Genomic DNA, 15,444 nt, shown 5'->3' on the forward strand with positions numbered 1-15,444 from the left:
AGTTACGCCACCTTGATGCGCGGATCGATCACCGCGTAGGTGATATCCGTTAGAAGGTTCACGACGATCACGCAGGCTCCGATAATGAGCGTCGCGCCCATGATGACCGGGTAGTCGCGGGTCTCGACGGAATCGACCAGCAGCAGGCCCATACCCGGCCAGTTGAAGACGCTCTCGATGAAGATTGCGCCGCCGATGGCAAGGCCGATGGTCGAGCCGATGAGCGTAACGACAGGCAGCAGCGCATTGCGCAAGGCATGCTTGACGATCACCCAGAACTCGACGACACCCTTCGCCCGCGCCGTACGAACATAATCCTGATTGAGCACTTCAAGCAGGGAGGCGCGCATATAGCGCATGATCAGAGCCGCTTGAGCGACCGCAAGAAGAGATGCAGGCAGGATCAGGTGATGCACCAGATCGAGGATCGAGAAGGCCTCGCCAGGCGTCAGCATGCCGCCGGATGGCATCCATTTGAGCCGCACCGCGAAGACGTAAAGTCCGATCAACGCGCTAAGGAAAGCCGGGCTGGAAATGCCTGTGAGGGCAAGTACCGAAAACGAGAGGTCGGCGAAGGAGTTGCGCCGTACGGCGCTGACGATGCCGGTGGCGATGCCGACGATGATCGAGATGACGAGAGCCGTTCCCATCAATAGGACGGTGGGGCCGATCCGCGACAAGACGAGGCCGAGCACCGACTGATCCATCCGCTTGATCGAGTAGCCGAGATTGCCGGCCAAGGCCTGCTGCAACCAGGCCAGATATTGTACGGGCAGCGGCTGGTCGAGACCGAGCCTGCTGCGCAGCTCGGCCAAATCAGCTGGCGACATGGGAATATTCGGATCGATATAGGCGTCGATCGGATCGCCAGGGGTGAGGCGCAGCAGAAGGAAAATCAGCATGCTCAAGGCAAGCAGCATGCCTATCCCAATCGCCAGGCGCCGGAGACTGTATCTCAGCATTGCAACTCCGTCCTGAAAGGGTGGCAGATGCCACCCCCTCGTACCAATGGGCGGTCTTTACTCGGCGATCGACCAGCGCTGCGGATCGGCCTGGTAGGGACCGCCTCCGGGAGCGGGAGTCCAGACGAAATCCTTGACCTTGGTGGAGACGACGCCATAGCGGTTTGCCACCCAGAGCGTGCCCCACGGGAGCTGGCTGTTCATGACCTTGCAGACCTGCTGATAGCGCCCGTCGCGCTTTGCCGCGTCTGGCTCGCCGAGGGCGGCATCGAGCGCGGCCGTCAGATCGGGCATCCGGGCGCGAACGACGTTCGGGCCGGCCGGCGGGATCTGCTTTTCGTTTAGCCCGACATTGATGCTGCCGGCGTCCGGTCCGTTTTGCAGGCCGGCATAAACCAGCTGAAACTGCGAAATATCCGCGTCCGGCTTCAGGACGATGCTGTTATAGGTCGGCGCATCGACGGCACGTGGCACGACGTTAATGCCGACCTGCGCCAGCATCGCCTGAACGGCGGCCAGCACATTGGTCGCCAAGGGCGTCGTGTAGTAGGTCAGGAGCGTGATCGGCTTGCCGCCGTTGATCTGGTCCCAGCCAGCTTCCTTCAGGAGCGCTTTTGCCTTTTCCGGATCATAAGCATAGGGATCGATGTCCTTCGGAACGAGCTGGTCAGCGACATAGGCGCAATTGGCCGGCTTCGCAGCACCGCCGTAGAGACTCTGGATGATTGCGTCACGGTTGATGGCGCGCATCACCGCCTGACGAACACGCAAATCCTTCCAGATCGGTGATTCATGATTGAATCCCAGATAGTTGACGACGAAGGAATTGCCTTCGATCACGCGGAAAGACTTGTCTTCCTTGAATGTTGGGACCTCATTGGAATCGACATAGGTGAACTGGATTTCGCCGGCGCGAAGAGCGGCGATCGCCGCCGCCGGATCGGCGAAGTAGCGATTGATGATCTTCTCCAGGGCCGGCTTCCCGCCGCGGTAGTCCGTGTTGGCGGCGAGTTCGACATACTGGTCGTTGACATACTTGGTGAACTTGAATGCGCCGGTGCCGATCGGTGACGTCGACCACCATGGGTTCTTGGCGAGCTGGTCGGCCGGTATTGCGGCGAGCGCATGCTCGGGCAGCATCATGACCTTGGTGAGCGTATCCATGAGGCTTGCAGATGGGGCGCTGAGTTTGAGAACAAGCGTGTGCTCATCGGGAGCTTCGACGGATGAAACCGGCGTCAGGCGGGCCGCGAGAACGGAGCCGGTCTTGGCGTTCTTGGCAAGCTCCATCGTGAACTTGGCGTCCTTGGCGGTAAACGGCTTTCCGTCGTGCCACTTCGCGTCGACGAGCTTGAACATGTAGGTCAGCTGGTCGGGGCTCACTTCATAGGACGATGCAAGAACGCCGACCGGCTTCTGCAGCTTCGCATCGTAAGTCACGAGCGGCTCGAAATAGATGCTGAGCCATGTGAAGCCGGCGGTGGCTGCAAGCGGATTGAAATTGCCTTGGAATCCGCCAGGCCCGACGTCGAAGCCGCCCGACAGGGTTGCGGCTTGCGCCGGGCGGGTGAGGCCTGACGCGACTGTTGTTGCCATCATCGCGGCGATTGCGATCGCCGAAAGTCGGGACAGAGTGTTCATTGCGTTCCTCCCACATTTGAACTTGTCTTGTTGTTTGTGATTACCTGCGCGATGCCTTCGTAGTGGCGGTCGAGGCGGCGGCGAGCCTCCTCCAGGTCCCGGGCTTCGACGGCATCGACGATGGCGGCGTGATCCCGCCAGGTGGCCATCGGGTCGACGTTATCGAGATTGACGAAATCCGAGGCCTTGTAGAAAGCGAGCCAGAACACGTCGATTAGCCGGCTCAGCGTTTCGTTCTCCTGGCAGCGGAAGAGCAGACGATGAAATAGCTGGTCGTCCTCGGCGAAGGATTCACCGCGCTCGGCGTGCGCTTTCATGCGGTTGACGGTGGCGCGGAGCTCGGCAATGTCGTCCTTGCTGATCGTCTCCAAGGTCTTGCCGATCAGGCCGACTTCGAGCGTCCGGCGGATCTCGATCACTTCCTCAATCTGGCGAAGCGCCCCGCCAAGGCCATAGGCAAGGTTGTCGAGCAGCGGCTCGAACGAGAAGGCCTTCACGAAGATTCCGACGCCGCGGCGCGATTCCAGGACGCCCAGGGATTCCAGCGCCTTGATGCCCTCTCGCAGGGAGTTGCGGCTGACGCCGAGTTGGGTCGCAAGTTCGCTCTCTGCCGGCAAAAGGGTTCCGGGCTTCAGGCCATTGTCATTGATGTAAGCACGCAGGCTCTCCTGCACGGACACATGCAGCAGGGGGGCTCTTGTCAAAGGCTTCATGGTCTTTAGGGGCATGCCGGGTCTCGCTGCAGAAATTCCAGATGCCGAGATACATATCCACTTGTAGGATATCTGTCAAATGAACATGTCAACGAAGGCGCCGTAGGGAGGTTTGTCGTAGGGTTCGGCAAAGAGGCTTGGTACTTGGTCTTCCGCCCGTGGCCTTGCCGCCCGCTCGGGGGGGCTGGCCGAGGGATTGGAGCCAGGATCTCCTTGTTTCCCCATCTCTGCCACACAAGTTCAGCAAATCCTGCGGGGAGCGTAATCCATCCAACTCATAGGTTTTGGTTATCGTAACGATCAGTAAATCCAACTTAGAATTATCGCCATTTTCCGATATGAAGGAGGAAAGGGAGGATGTATGTCGATCGGTGTACCCTTGGCTTGAGTGCTGAACCTCATTTGGAAACGGCGCAGCGCCGTTGACTGGTTTGGCAGATCCCCCTTTAGACGGCAGAAAATTCAAGGTAATCAAGGAGAACGTTATGGACCAGAAAACCGACAGCGCGGGCAAATGTCCTGTTGCGCATGGCAATACGCCCCGTGGTCGATCCAACCGCGACTGGTGGCCGGACCGGCTGGACGTTCAGATCCTTCACCAGCATTCCGACCTGTCCGATCCGATGGGGACGGCGTTCAACTATGCCGAGGAATTCAAGACGCTCGACCTCGATGAGGTGAAGAAGGACCTTCATGCGCTGATGACCGATTCGCAGGACTGGTGGCCGGCCGACTTCGGTCATTACGGCGGCCTGTTCATCCGCATGGCATGGCATAGCGCAGGCACGTACCGCATCACTGATGGCCGCGGCGGCGCCGGTGCCGGTCAGCAGCGTTTCGCGCCACTGAACAGCTGGCCTGACAATGCCAACCTCGATAAGGCCCGCCGCCTGCTGTGGCCGATCAAGCAGAAATACGGCAACAAGATCTCCTGGGCCGACCTGTTGATCCTGACGGGCAACGTTGCACTGGAATCCATGGGCTTCAAGACTTTCGGTTTCGCCGGCGGCCGCGCGGACGTATGGGAACCCGAGGAACTCTTCTGGGGTCCTGAGGGAACCTGGCTGGGCGATGAGCGCTACAGCGGCGAGCGTGAACTCTCTGAACCGCTTGGCGCCGTGCAGATGGGCCTCATCTACGTCAATCCCGAAGGCCCGAACGGCAACCCCGATCCGGTCGCGGCTGCCCACGACATCCGCGAAACCTTCGCCCGTATGGCCATGAACGACGAAGAGACGGTGGCGCTGATCGCCGGCGGTCACACCTTCGGCAAGACGCATGGTGCCGGCGATCCTTCGTTGATCGGCGCGGAGCCGGAAGGCGGTGCGATCGAGGAGCAGGGCCTCGGCTGGAAGAGCACCTTCGGTACCGGCGTCGGCAAGGACGCCATCACCGGCGGTCCTGAAGTGACCTGGACGCAGACGCCGACTCAGTGGAGCAATTACTTCTTCGAGAATCTGTTCGGCTTCGAGTGGGAGCTGACGCAGAGCCCGGCCGGTGCGAAGCAGTGGAAGGCCAAGAATGCCGAAGCTTCCATTCCTGATGCTTTTGATGCGTCGAAAAAGCAGCTTCCCACAATGCTGACCACGGACCTGTCGCTGCGCTTCGATCCTGTATACGAGAAGATCTCGCGCCGCTTCCTCGAAAATCCTGATCAGTTCGCGGATGCCTTCGCGCGCGCCTGGTTCAAGTTGACCCACCGCGACATGGGTCCGAAGGTCCGTTACCTCGGTCCGGAAGTCCCGGCGGAAGACCTCATCTGGCAGGATGTCATTCCGGCCGTCGACCACAAGCTTGTCGACGATGCTGACATCGCCGCGCTGAAGGAGAAGGTTCTTTTGACCGGCTTGTCCGTGCAGGAGCTCGTCTCGACCGCCTGGGCTTCTGCCTCGAGCTTCCGCGGCTCCGACAAGCGCGGCGGCGCCAACGGTGCGCGCATCCGGCTTGCGCCTCAGAAGGACTGGGAAGCGAACCAGCCGGCGCAGCTCGCCAAGGTGCTCGGTGTCCTCGAAGCTATCCAGAAGGACTTCAATGCCGCCCAGACCGGTGGCAAGAAGATCTCGCTCGCCGACCTGATCGTTCTCGCCGGCGCTGCCGGTGTCGAGAAGGCGGCAAAGGCTGGCGGTCATGACGTCACCGTGCCGTTCACGCCTGGTCGCATGGATGCCTCGCAGGAACAGACCGACGTGGCGTCCTTCGCCGCGCTGAAGCCGCGTGCTGACGGTTTCCGCAACTATGTCGGCGGCCGGCAGTTCATGAAGCCGGAAGAGGCCCTTGTCGATCGCGCCCAACTGCTGAGGCTGACCGCGCCGGAAATGACCGTTCTCGTTGGCGGACTGCGCGTGCTGAAGGCTGGTCAGCCCGAGCATGGCGTCTTCACGTCTCGTCCCGAGGCGCTGACGAACGACTTCTTCGTCAATCTCCTCGACATGGGCACCCAGTGGTCCCCGGTTGCGGGTAAGGAAGGCGTTTACGAGGGACGCGACCGCAAGACGAACGAACTTAAGTGGACCGGCACCCGCGTCGACCTGATCTTCGGCTCGCACTCGCAGCTCCGCGCCTTTGCAGAAGTCTACGGCCAGTCCGATGCGAAGAAGAAGTTCGTCAAGGACTTCGTCGCAGCCTGGAACAAGGTGATGAACGCCGATCGTTTCGATCTGGCCTGATCGATAAAATATTGGTGGGCGCGGCGGTAAGCCGCGTCCATGCATCCGTCCTCATTGTCACCGCGCTCGGCTGTGGTGAAGGTCTCGGTCGCCGGTTGAGCAGCTTTCTGCTTTCTCATCCCTTGGGCTTCCGCCCGAAATCCTTGCGAAGCTCGTCCTTCGCCTTCTCCAGCTTTGTTCGCTGTGCCTTGGAGAGTTGCTGACCTGCACGGTTGATATAGAAATTCAGCATCAGCCGTTGTGACGCCGGTTCCTCGATGCAGGACGGCACCGCCGCCAATGAGCCACGCCCGTTAGCACGCCAAGTGCGAAGCGTAGAACGTCTATGACGACGTGACGGTGCTGAAGCGCTCGCACCAGAAAATCACCGAAAGGTAGGCCGCTTTACCGCCAATGAGGTACGTGCAGTCAATGCGCGGTTGTGGTTTTATGGGGCCGGCCAGATGCGGCCGCTTGTATTGCGTCTCGGGCCCGTCAGGCATTCTGGCGGGCCCATGCAATTTGTGGCGCTTGCCGAATTGGACGGGTGCACGCGCGGAACATCAAGCGTTTCGAACGGCTCTCCAACAATCCAATGATGGAGATGCGTATTTCTCTTGCCTTATCCGCATTGCTGTTGGTCTGGCTGTTTGCGCCTTGCGGCGCACAATCGCTTCCCGACCAGGCCGGTCCGTCGCTCGGACAGTCGAGCTCCACCCAGGCACAAGAGGAGATCACCAATCCAGGCGGATTTGGTCGAGCGCCCGCAGGCAAGGCAGTTGACCGTGCAACCACGCAAAGCACGATCAAGCCTCGCGGTGAGATCTCAGATCAAATCCACGCGTAAGCCGGTCATCAGTCCGTAGGGACTGCATCCGCTAGGTGTTCGAGGCAGAGATCCCGGCGTGTCGTCGACCGCCGGCAATGGCTCACAAGAACAAGGTTGGGTCTGTTCGGCTAGCGGGCGGCGCTTGATTTGGCCACGCGAGGACGCGTGGCATTCCGGCTATCGCGCGGGTCCGAGCTTCCAATCCGAGTCGCCAGACGGACAGGCGAGACCCTTGAATCGGGTTTCTCCCTCCAGCGTCCGCTGGGTCGTTACAAAGGCGCGGCATGAACTTTCAGGATCAACGCCAATTTCTTCGATCACCCCCACACTTCCCGTCGACGGATTCGCCCAGGCAAGGGGGTTCACTCCGACCGCGCCGCGACTGACCGTATCTGCGATGACCGCCTGATCCGTCTTCGCAGGCGTCGGACTCGACTGCGGGATCGCGGTGGTTTCCAAGGGTTCTACCTTGGTGCATCCCGCCAACAGCAAGGCCGCGAGGGCCAATTGCATCACGCCTATGTTCTTTCGCGTCATCTAGACTTTCCGATGATAGTTCTCCCGCATCGTAGCGTGCAATTCTGACAGCTACCTGAGGAACTACTATAGAAATGGGCGCAGTGCCAGCCAGTTCCGTTCATTCCGACGCATTGCTTGTGAGTTCCACCGACTGCGCGCCTGCCCCAAGTCGGCGTTCAACGATGCTGCCCGGCCATCCCGACCCGCCGGGTGACCTTCTAGTCCGTTGATTGCGGATTCACGGCCCCGCGGGTGCCGGTTGATCGTCGTCTGGCCTATCAGTTCTGGCGCGCAGCGTCCGCGAGCCAGCTTTTTACGGCAGCCACGGATGCCGCATGACGGGGCTTTCGTGGCGAGATGACGTAGAAATCCGACCCAGCGGTAAGTTCGGTTGGCAACACACGGAGAAGGCGGCCCGACGCAATGTCCTCGTCCACAAAAAACGTGCTCGTCAGAGCAAGGCCCTGGCCAGCAATCGCGGCCTCAATCGCCAGGGAGGTCTGATTAAACCGAATATTCTTGGCGGTCGCCGGCGCTCCGTTCGGAAACGCCAATTCCAGAAACTGCGGCCAGAGATCGTGGCCATCGTGAAGGCGCGGGTAGCGCGAGAAATTGTCCTCTTGGTCGGGGAAGCCGAGCTTCTCCACCAGTAGCGGGCTGCCGACGGCAATAATCACGTGATCGAACAGCAGCTCCGCATTCAAGTTCGGTCCGAAGGGTGGCCGGCCATGACGGACGGCGAGATCCACCGCATCGGTTTGGAAATTGGCAATGCGATCACTCGCCAAGATGCGCAGATCAATGTTGGGGTGAGCCGCGGTAAAATCCGGCAGGCGAGGGATCAGCCATTTCGAGGCGAATGTCGGCGTCACGCTGATTGTCAGGTGAAGCGGTTCTGGTTTCAATGTCTCGGTTGCCTCCGAGATCAGCTCGAAAGCACGGCGGATGTTGGTCACATAGCTCTGGCCAGCCTCCGTCAACGCCAGCGTTCGCGGAAGCCTGTCGAACAGCTTCAGGCCCAACTCTGCTTCCAAGCCCCGAATCTGTTGGGCGACAGCACCCTGGGTGACCCCGATTTCCTCGGCTGCCAGGCGAAAGTTCAGGTGCCGTGTGACGACCTCGAACATGCGAAGGCCATTAAGCGAGGGAAGACGTCTAATACCTTCTGCCATTCAATAGATTTTCTACTGCTTTCTGAGAACGAAACTGGCTCGCACCGATGCCACACGAGTGATATCACGCTTTGCAGGCAACTGTAGACCGCAATTGCATGCGGGTCCTCTTTAAGGCAGGAGAGTATGATGTCAGTAGAAAAGGTAGCGGTGATCACGGCCGGCGGCAGCGGAATGGGCGCCGCCGCGGCGAAGCGTCTTGCAGCCGATGGGTTCAAGGTGGCGATCCTATCATCGTCGGGGAAGGGCGAAGAGCTTGCAAAGGCGCTGGGGGGCGTCGGCGTCACCGGCTCCAACCAATCAAATGACGATCTCCGCAAGCTCGTTGATCTCGCGATCTCCACTTGGGGACGCATCGACGTGCTCGTGAACAGCGCCGGCCACGGTCCGCGCGCGCCCATCCTCGACATATCGGACGAGGACTGGCACCGGGGCATGGAGGTCTACCTTCTGAACGTCATCCGTCCGACACGGCTGGTGACGCCGCACATGCAGAAGCAGAAGGCCGGCGCGATCATCAATATTTCGACCGCATGGGCGTTTGAGCCGAGCCCGATGTTCCCGACGTCGGCCGTGTTCCGCGCCGGGCTGGCGTCCTTCACCAAGATATTCGCCGACACCTATGCCGCCGACAATATCCGCATGAACAACGTTCTTCCGGGCTGGATTGACAGCCTGCCGGCGACGGAGGAGCGCCGCGACAGCGTTCCGATGAAGCGTTATGGCACGAGCGAGGAAATCGCCGCGACGGTTGCGTTCCTTGCATCGACCGGTGCAGCCTACATGACGGGGCAGAATATCCGCGTTGACGGCGGACTAACCCGTTCGGTTTGATGCCGGCGGGCACTGCCCCGGGGTGAAAGGCCTCCGGGGCGGTATATCAGGAAACGGCGATTAGAAGCGGATGATCGCTCCGAAAATCGGGCCGTGCTCGATCACGTCGTAGGTGAAGCCATCGTTGCTGTAGTTGACGCCGAGGGCGCGGTAACCGGCAACCGCCGAGACGGTGTCGTTGAACTTATAGCCAATGCCCGCCAGCACGTCCCAGTCCAGGTCGGCACCTCCGCCGCCGATCATGCCCCAGCCGGTGAGATAGACCGTGTCGGTCAGCGAGTAGTTGCCTTTGATGCCCGCGACCCCGTCCACCCAATTGGCGCTATCGGTCCGCGACACGTTGCCGATGAGGCCACCGCTTAGCCCTATCGTTGTTTCGGCATGCCAGTATCTGGCACCGGCAACCACATCCAAGCGAGTCTTCGGATCTTCGTAGACGGTGTATCCGACGCCCAACAGTGCGCTGAATGTGACTGACTTGACATCGACCTCGTCAGCGACGACGCCCCGCGGTGTTGCCGCATCCGTCGTTATGCGAGCATAGATTATGTCAGTGAAGACGCTGAACCGGTCATAGCGGGCGTCACCGGCTGCCATGAAGGCAAAGTCCAGATCCTTCAAGATGTCGCTGAAATTCTGATTGATGTCGACGGTCGGGAGGCCGAACACCTGAGTCTTGCCGTCGAGGCCCGCAACCCAGAAGTAGGGTGCGAAGGAAAACGTCCAGCCATTCGGTTGCACGGCCTGAGGTTGTGGCGCCGTGGCGGGCAGGAGATCTGCTGCATGCGTGGGTGTGACGAACGCCATTGCGGCAGCGGCGCATGCGATCAGTGAAATCCTGCTATTCATGATGAACCTGTCCCCTCTCGCGATCAGGTCACAATAGCCCCGATTCATCGACCTGAACTGATATCGCAGACTGCACTAACTCTCGCCGTCCGCAAAGTGCTTATATTCTGTTCCTGATATCTCACATGAGAAGAGTACGCTCGGCGCCAGGCGATCTCGGCACGCGGCGTGGGACAGCATCCCGGCAGCGCGGAGCGGCTGCTTCATCCCCGCCAGAACCTTTTTCGCTCCATCAGTTCGTCCAACGACGATTGAGCGGCGGTGATCAGTTTTTCGCTGTTGCCAGCGACCATCAGGGATTCGACGCCGGGATGTGATTCCAGCTCCAAATTGTGAATGACAGTCGGCGCGGTTACCATGTCGTTCAGGAGACCGAGTTCGTCCTGCAATTTCTCCATCGCTTGGATGAACTTTTCGTAGCGTCGCTCGGCCTGCTTGCTGGAGAACAGGGACCTTAGGAATTCGCTCGCATATCTAAACTTCTTTGCCGCCTTGCGGGTTTCGTGCCGATGCTCATCGTCGGCTTCGACCAGAGACTTGCCGCGTTTTTTCAGTTTCTTGCGTTGACGGTCAAGGATGTCGATTGCGAAATCGACCACCGGTCCGTTCCGAATCTCTGCCGTTTCCACCAGCGCGAGATACTCTCCGCAATGCAGCCACTCGTTAAGGTCCAGCATAAAGGCTTCGGCACGCGAGCTGAAAAGCGCGTTCAGCACCTGCTCATAGGCGCTGTCGCGTGCTTCGAGCAAACGACTTTTTACGTCGCTGTTTCCAACCCTGGCAATCAGTACATCGATGTTGCGTGCCTCTCCGAGAACGCCCGCCAGCCACTTCAACTCTTCCTTCAACCGCTGAGATTCGGCGTCGACCAGGATCACCTTGTAGAGCGAGAAGGCAGATCGCAGCCGCCTGAGTGCCACGCGGGCCTGATGAAGTGCCGATGGGTTCGGGCGATTTATGACGATCGATTCGTTCAGCCGGAACTGCCGGAAACATGCTTCAGCAATGACCTGGAACGAGGCCGAGACCCGCAGGTCGCGGTCGAGATGCACGGGTTCCGCCTTGTATGCCGTTTGTTGCTCGCGGAGCAGGCGGTATCCTCTCTCCGCTTTCGAAGCGACACCGAAACGGATCGGGACAAGCGCCTCGATTCTGCGGGCAAGGGTGAACAGCGTATATGGCTTGCCGTCCTTCAGTTCCAGCTCCAATTCCCGGATCTGCATCTCGCGGTCGCCGGCAACGATCGAGCCCATGTCAAGGGCAACTTCAATCTGGCTCCCGTCCTGATCGACGTTCCAACGATGTCGCTTTACCAGGGTGGAAAACTGCCGGACGAGAGTGCCGTCCTCGATATCGAGTTCGGACCTCAGCGGGGTCGTGTAATCGATCACAGGAGTGTTGCCCGTGAGCGGCGTTTCCCACTCGGAGCGCGCAAAGATGGCCCTGTTCGGTCCCGCAGCCTTGACCGTTTGGACGTGCGCTTCGCCAACCGTACGGATTCGCAGAGAATAGCCGCCCTCCCATGCCTGGCGGTCGGGCGTGTCGAAATAAATGGAGGTCATGGAATCGACAGAGATCGGGCTTCCCAGCAAGCCGGATCCCAGCAATGTGTCCACCGCGTCGGCGCTCAGTTCAAGTTTCAGTTCTGTTTCTGTTGCCAATTACCTCTCCGCTCGGTTGCACAGTCCTAGGTGGAGGCAACTCTTTCACGATATAGAGCGGTGGCATCGGGATAAAACGTCCTGATGACAAAAACCTGAGCGGGAATGCAACCGCAGCGATCTTTCACAAGAAAAGCGATCGCTGCTCGTTGCGGTACCCCGTCCGACTATAAGAGGCAGGTGAGGAACCACCTCGTGCGTCGGTTGGACATGCTACTAGAGGCCAGGTCGGCGCTAGGAGCCGGATTGGCGAGCCGCTGTGTCCAGCGCTATAAAATCCGCTTCATCGAGAGCGATGCTTGCCGCCTCTACGTTTTCCTCAAGATGCTTTACCTTGGAGGTTCCCGGTATCGGCAACATCACAGGGCTGCGTTTGAGCACCCACGCCAGAGCAATCTGGCTTGGCGTCGCGTCGTACCTCTTGGCCAATCTGTCGAGGATGGACCCTGGACGGGCAAGCTCGCCTGCGGCCAGCGGGTACCACGGTATGAAGCCAATGCCCTCGCGCTCGCAGTAGTCAAGCACGTCCTCGCTGGCGCGATCGACGAGGTTGTAGCGGTTCTGGACCGTCGCGACGGGAAAGACCTTTCGGGCGGCCTTTATGTCTTCAACCGAAACTTCGCTTAGGCCGGCATGGGCAATGATGTCCTGATCCAGGAGCATCTTGACCGCGCCGAATTGCTCGTCGCGAGGAACCTTCGGGTCTATGCGATGCAATTGCCACAAATCGATCCGGTCGACACGGAGTTTCTTGAGGCTGCCTTTCGCGCACTCGAGAAGATAGTCCGGCCGCCCGTTTGGCGTCCAGAGATCCGGTCCTTCGCGGGTCAGCCCTGCCTTGGTCGCGATCAGCAGCCCCTTGTAAGGATGCAGCGCTTCGCTGATGAGTTCTTCCGAAACGTCGGGGCCGTAGGAATCTGCCGTGTCTATGAAGTTGACTGCGATCTCGGGCAGGCGACGCAGGGTTGCCAGTGCTCCGGCCTTGTCCGCAGGCGGTCCCCATATGCCGGGTCCGGTAATGCGCATGGCGCCGAAGCCGAGACGGTTGATCGCGATGCTACCGATCGAAAATTGGCCCGATGCAGCCGCTGAGATCGTGGAATCGCCTGGCACTGATCTTCTCCCGATTGCCTGTTAGGTGGATTTGCTCGGGCCTTAAGTGGAGCGGGCAGGGAGCAATGCAAGTCAGGACTGTTCAGACTTGACCGTGCGCCCGGAGATCAGACGCAGCCACGGCGGCAGGTGGAAAGCGCACATCAGCAGGTACATCATGGCCATGCCATCCATGGGAAAGACATCCTGCATTGCGGAGCAGATTGTCTCTGCTCCGCCGCTTGCCATGGTGACAACCGCCATGATGGCGAAGGTGGGCGCTGCCGCAATACACAGCCAGTCGGCGATGTTTGCTGCATTGTCGGCCGGCTTCTCGACCGATGCGCTGCGCCTTGTCTGGTCGGAGGAAAGCATCGGCTCTACCTCCGGCCGTATTCGTCATGATGCCGCCACCAGATACCTTGCTCATTGCGGCCGAAGGGCGCGCGGTCGAGCCATTGATACACGCCCCAAATACCGTCCAGGCCGCGGGCATAGCTGGAGTAGGTGTGGTAGACCACGCCGTCCTCGAGCACGAAGGCGCTGAGGCCCGGCCTGTCGCGCGTATAGGTGGCGATGTCGGTTCCAGTCATCGCGGCGATCTGGCCGACCGGGGTCTCGCTGCCGCGCAACTTCCATTCCTGTACGGTTTCGCTCTCCTGCGGCCCCGGTGCCGGCGGTTCACGCCGGTAGTTATATTCTATCCCGCCTTCGCGCTGTTGCTGCTGGCTAAACAAAACGCTGAAGTCGTGGTTGAAATCGCTACCGAAGGAAGAGGCCCAGTCGAAGGTCCATCCCATCCGCTCTTTGAAGGCCTGTAGTTTGGGAAGCAGCGCGCGGGAAACGGCGGTGAAGGCGACGTCATGGTTCTCGAGGTGAACGACAACGCCGTTGAAGCCGTCCGCGATCGAGGAGCAAGAGGGGCATCCGGCTGTATAGTCAGGACCGAACATGAAGTGGTAGATGAGCAGTTGCGAGCGGCCCTTGAAAAGGTCGGCCAGCGAAGCGCTGCCGCTGTCGGTCTCGAACCTGTAGTCCTTGTCGATCCGTACCCACGGCAGTTCCTGACGGCGTTGTGCCAGCATGTCGCTGCGACGGGTCAGTTCCTTCTCTTCTGCGAGCAGGTCGAGCCGCGCCGCAAGCCATTCTTCGCGTGTGCCTGTCATGTGCATCGTCATCATACTTCTCCTCTTGGTGCCTGTTGACGTAGCATGCCGCTCCTTGCGGCTGCTTGGTGATCGTGAGCAGACTAGGACCGCAGTGGGCGAGGGTGGGAGTTACAAGTTTGACGGGATTTCGATGGACTCGATGATCATCGCCGCGGCGAGGCTGCTTGCGACAGGCGATCTTCTCGGTGCGCTGAAGAGGGTGGCGCTGCGGAATGACGCGCCCGCGCTCGCCCTTCGCGGCATCGCGATGGCCCAGCTCGGGGATCTCGCGAGGGCAAAGGTCCTGCTGAAGACGGCTGCCCGTGCGTTTGGGCCAAGGGAGCCGGTCGCACGGGCGCGCTGTCTCGTCGCCGAGGCGGAAATCGCTCTGGTCTCGCGCGATCTAACCTGGCCTGCCAAGACACTCAGCTCCGCGCGGGAAGTGCTCGAAGCGCATGATGACCGCTTGAACGCCGCACATGCGCGACATCTCGAAGCCAGGCGGTCGCTGCTCATCGGCCATCTCGACGAAGCCGAACGGCTGCTCGCCGGGGTCGATCCAACACCGCTCCCGCCGCCCTTGCGAACGGCGAACGAGCTTGTCGTCGCAGGGATCGCCATCCGCCGGCTCCAGACGGGCGTTGCGCGCGCGGCACTGCTCCGGGCGGAAAATGCGGCGAGGGAGGCGGGAATCCCCGCGCTTCGTGCGGAGGTCGAAGGGGTCTCCGAGGTTCTGAAGGCGCCGGCGGCGCGACTGACCAGCCGCGGCGAGGAGCGGTTGCTGCTGCTGCAAGAAGTCGAGACAGTCCTGTCGTCCGGCACGCTTGTCGTCGACGCGTGCCGCTACGTCGTGCGGGAGGGCGACGCGTTCGTGTCGCTGACAACGCGCCCGGTCTTGTTCGCGCTCGCCCGTGCACTGGCGGAGAGTTGGCCGGCGGATGTATCGAGGAACGTGCTCGTTGCCCGTGCATTCAGGGCGAAGGATGCCGATGAATCGCATCGCGCCAGGTTGCGCGTCGAAATCGGGCGGCTGCGCGGCGAGCTTCACCGCATAGCAGATATCAAGGCAACCAAGGACGGCTTTGTGCTCGCGCCGCGGCGTGCCGACCAGGTGGTCATCCTGGCTCCACCGGTCGAGGAGCAGCATGGTGAGATCCTTGCTTTTTTGGCCGATGGGGAGGCCTGGTCGAGTTCGGCGCTGGCAATCGCGATTGGTGCGAGCGCGCGCACCGTGCAACGCGCGCTTGATGCCCTCGCTGAAACGGGCAAGGTGCAGTTTTTCGGACGAGGACCAGCACGCCGCTGGACTATCCCGTCACTACCGGGATTCCCGTCAACTTTGTTACTCCCAGGTCCACTGCCCAACGACTAGGATAAGC

13 protein-coding genes and 1 pseudogene are annotated in these 15,444 nt (G+C 60.5%); 3 read left to right on the forward strand and 11 right to left on the reverse strand.

From position 1 onward, the window contains the following. Positions 1-2 precede the first annotated feature (2 nt). Genes C934_RS0113845 through C934_RS0113855 form a run of 3 tightly spaced genes read right to left on the reverse strand, consistent with a single transcriptional unit; the run spans position 3 to position 3,331 of the window. The gene (locus tag C934_RS0113845) at positions 3-962 is read right to left on the reverse strand and encodes an ABC transporter permease (protein ID WP_026371800.1); all 960 of its coding nucleotides are present in this window, start codon (positions 960-962) and stop codon (positions 3-5) included. Positions 963-1,019: 57 nt separating this feature from the next. Next, positions 1,020-2,603: an ABC transporter substrate-binding protein gene (locus C934_RS0113850; RefSeq protein WP_018857271.1), complete on the reverse strand. Its 1,584-nt coding sequence runs from the start codon at positions 2,601-2,603 to the stop codon at positions 1,020-1,022. Beyond that, positions 2,600-3,331 (reverse strand): FadR/GntR family transcriptional regulator, encoded by a 732-nt coding sequence (locus C934_RS0113855; RefSeq protein ID WP_026371801.1) that lies wholly within the window; start codon positions 3,329-3,331, stop codon positions 2,600-2,602. The genes C934_RS0113850 and C934_RS0113855 overlap by 4 nt, the downstream gene beginning before the upstream one ends. A gap of 470 nt (positions 3,332-3,801) precedes the next feature. Here C934_RS0113855 and katG point away from each other — a divergent pair, with 470 nt between their 5' ends. After that, on the forward strand, positions 3,802-5,982 hold the full coding sequence (katG, locus tag C934_RS0113860; RefSeq protein ID WP_018857273.1) for a catalase/peroxidase HPI: 2,181 nt from the start codon (positions 3,802-3,804) through the stop codon (positions 5,980-5,982). A 115-nt stretch (positions 5,983-6,097) separates the two neighbouring features. Here katG and C934_RS33660 read toward each other — a convergent pair. The 3 genes and pseudogenes from C934_RS33660 to C934_RS0113880 all read right to left on the reverse strand — a co-directional run. Next, positions 6,098-6,214 (reverse strand): annotated as a pseudogene (locus tag C934_RS33660) (DUF3175 domain-containing protein); the annotation flags it as partial. Positions 6,215-6,967: 753 nt separating this feature from the next. Then, positions 6,968-7,327 carry an RT0821/Lpp0805 family surface protein gene (locus tag C934_RS0113875; RefSeq protein ID WP_018857276.1) on the reverse strand — a complete coding sequence of 120 codons (360 nt, stop codon included), beginning with the start codon at positions 7,325-7,327 and terminating at the stop codon, positions 6,968-6,970. 260 nt (positions 7,328-7,587) lie between these two features. Continuing rightward, complete coding sequence (locus C934_RS0113880; RefSeq protein ID WP_025660063.1) at positions 7,588-8,481, reverse strand: LysR substrate-binding domain-containing protein; 894 nt, start codon at positions 8,479-8,481, stop codon at positions 7,588-7,590. A gap of 129 nt (positions 8,482-8,610) precedes the next feature. Between C934_RS0113880 and C934_RS0113885 the strand changes: the two genes are divergently transcribed. Continuing rightward, positions 8,611-9,315, forward strand: coding sequence for an SDR family oxidoreductase (locus tag C934_RS0113885; RefSeq protein WP_018857278.1), 705 nt, complete (start codon positions 8,611-8,613; stop codon positions 9,313-9,315). A gap of 60 nt (positions 9,316-9,375) precedes the next feature. On the opposite strand, the gene C934_RS0113890 is transcribed toward C934_RS0113885, so the two are convergent. From C934_RS0113890 to C934_RS0113910, 5 genes are all read right to left on the reverse strand, one after another. Further along, positions 9,376-10,164, reverse strand: a complete 789-nt coding sequence (locus C934_RS0113890; protein ID WP_018857279.1) for a DUF481 domain-containing protein — start codon at positions 10,162-10,164, stop codon at positions 9,376-9,378. 203 nt (positions 10,165-10,367) lie between these two features. Further along, on the reverse strand, positions 10,368-11,825 hold the full coding sequence (locus tag C934_RS0113895; protein ID WP_018857280.1) for a CYTH and CHAD domain-containing protein: 1,458 nt from the start codon (positions 11,823-11,825) through the stop codon (positions 10,368-10,370). Positions 11,826-12,059: 234 nt separating this feature from the next. Further along, positions 12,060-12,938 (reverse strand): aldo/keto reductase, encoded by an 879-nt coding sequence (locus tag C934_RS0113900; RefSeq protein WP_018857281.1) that lies wholly within the window; start codon positions 12,936-12,938, stop codon positions 12,060-12,062. A 72-nt stretch (positions 12,939-13,010) separates the two neighbouring features. Next, positions 13,011-13,292 carry a hypothetical protein gene (locus C934_RS0113905; RefSeq protein WP_018857282.1) on the reverse strand — a complete coding sequence of 94 codons (282 nt, stop codon included), beginning with the start codon at positions 13,290-13,292 and terminating at the stop codon, positions 13,011-13,013. 5 nt (positions 13,293-13,297) lie between these two features. Beyond that, positions 13,298-14,095, reverse strand: a complete 798-nt coding sequence (locus C934_RS0113910; protein WP_018857283.1) for a DUF899 domain-containing protein — start codon at positions 14,093-14,095, stop codon at positions 13,298-13,300. 121 nt (positions 14,096-14,216) lie between these two features. Between C934_RS0113910 and C934_RS0113915 the strand changes: the two genes are divergently transcribed. Then, positions 14,217-15,437 carry a hypothetical protein gene (locus C934_RS0113915; RefSeq protein ID WP_018857284.1) on the forward strand — a complete coding sequence of 407 codons (1,221 nt, stop codon included), beginning with the start codon at positions 14,217-14,219 and terminating at the stop codon, positions 15,435-15,437. The last annotated feature ends 7 nt before the right edge of the window (positions 15,438-15,444 follow it).

It is taken from the genome of Rhizobium sp. 42MFCr.1 (genome assembly GCF_000377185.1).
In the GTDB taxonomy this organism is placed as follows: Bacteria; Pseudomonadota; Alphaproteobacteria; order Rhizobiales; family Rhizobiaceae; genus Rhizobium; species Rhizobium altiplani.

Coding starts and splice junctions, on each gene's coding strand:
- C934_RS0113845 (WP_026371800.1), bottom strand. CDS start 962: ATGCTGAGATACAGTCTCCGGCGCCTGGCGATTGGGATAGGCATGCTG.
- C934_RS0113850 (WP_018857271.1), bottom strand. CDS start 2,603: ATGAACACTCTGTCCCGACTTTCGGCGATCGCAATCGCCGCGATGATG.
- C934_RS0113855 (WP_026371801.1), bottom strand. CDS start 3,331: ATGCCCCTAAAGACCATGAAGCCTTTGACAAGAGCCCCCCTGCTGCAT.
- katG (WP_018857273.1), top strand. CDS start 3,802: ATGGACCAGAAAACCGACAGCGCGGGCAAATGTCCTGTTGCGCATGGC.
- C934_RS0113875 (WP_018857276.1), bottom strand. CDS start 7,327: ATGACGCGAAAGAACATAGGCGTGATGCAATTGGCCCTCGCGGCCTTG.
- C934_RS0113880 (WP_025660063.1), bottom strand. CDS start 8,481: ATGGCAGAAGGTATTAGACGTCTTCCCTCGCTTAATGGCCTTCGCATG.
- C934_RS0113885 (WP_018857278.1), top strand. CDS start 8,611: ATGTCAGTAGAAAAGGTAGCGGTGATCACGGCCGGCGGCAGCGGAATG.
- C934_RS0113890 (WP_018857279.1), bottom strand. CDS start 10,164: ATGAATAGCAGGATTTCACTGATCGCATGCGCCGCTGCCGCAATGGCG.
- C934_RS0113905 (WP_018857282.1), bottom strand. CDS start 13,292: ATGCTTTCCTCCGACCAGACAAGGCGCAGCGCATCGGTCGAGAAGCCG.
- C934_RS0113910 (WP_018857283.1), bottom strand. CDS start 14,095: ATGACGATGCACATGACAGGCACACGCGAAGAATGGCTTGCGGCGCGG.
- C934_RS0113915 (WP_018857284.1), top strand. CDS start 14,217: ATGGACTCGATGATCATCGCCGCGGCGAGGCTGCTTGCGACAGGCGAT.